This window comes from Vibrio sp. 10N.222.46.A1 (assembly GCF_041473595.1).
Taxonomy (GTDB): Bacteria; Pseudomonadota; Gammaproteobacteria; order Enterobacterales; family Vibrionaceae; genus Vibrio; species Vibrio tasmaniensis_A.
In genome coordinates, this window is sequence record NZ_JBFRSN010000362.1 from 1 (window position 1) to 504 (window position 504).

At 44.0% G+C, this 504-nt stretch carries 1 pseudogene; it reads left to right on the forward strand.

Features of this window, described 5'->3' with window-relative positions:
- Nucleotides 1-348 precede the first annotated feature (348 nt).
- Nucleotides 349-504: pseudogene (gene malE / locus AB4496_RS11535) on the forward strand (maltose/maltodextrin ABC transporter substrate-binding protein MalE); the annotation flags it as partial.

Genomic DNA, 504 nt, shown 5'->3' on the forward strand with positions numbered 1-504 from the left:
CTCTTGGATGAATGCAGTTTCGGTGAATTCGCGTAATGGTACATCCTCCCAATAGAAAATTAACTAGGGGGAGTAGGAGGGGAGGAGTAGATAAAGGGGGTTATCTATAACTGGCGATCCAGTTCAAATAAATCCACCGCATAACGGTGATGTGGATCACGATGAGTATCTACTTTGTGACTTCGCTCGCCAATCTTACCGGATGACGATCACGAAATTAGGCCATAATAGCTAGGGCGTAGTGGCTAGGATGATGAGCTGTCATTGATTTTCTCAGATCATAGCCTCCGAAAACTGGCTCGTCTTAATTGAATGCGCCCTACGTATAAATATAAAAAGGATATTGACATGAAAAACGCTCTAAGCGCTGTAGCTCTAGGCACAATCGTTGCTCTGGGTTCTTTTGGTGCAAACGCTGCTATCGAAGAAGGTCAACTAACTATTTGGGTTGGTGGCGACAAAGCTTATGAAGGAATGGCTGAAGTAGGTAAACGCTTTGAAGAA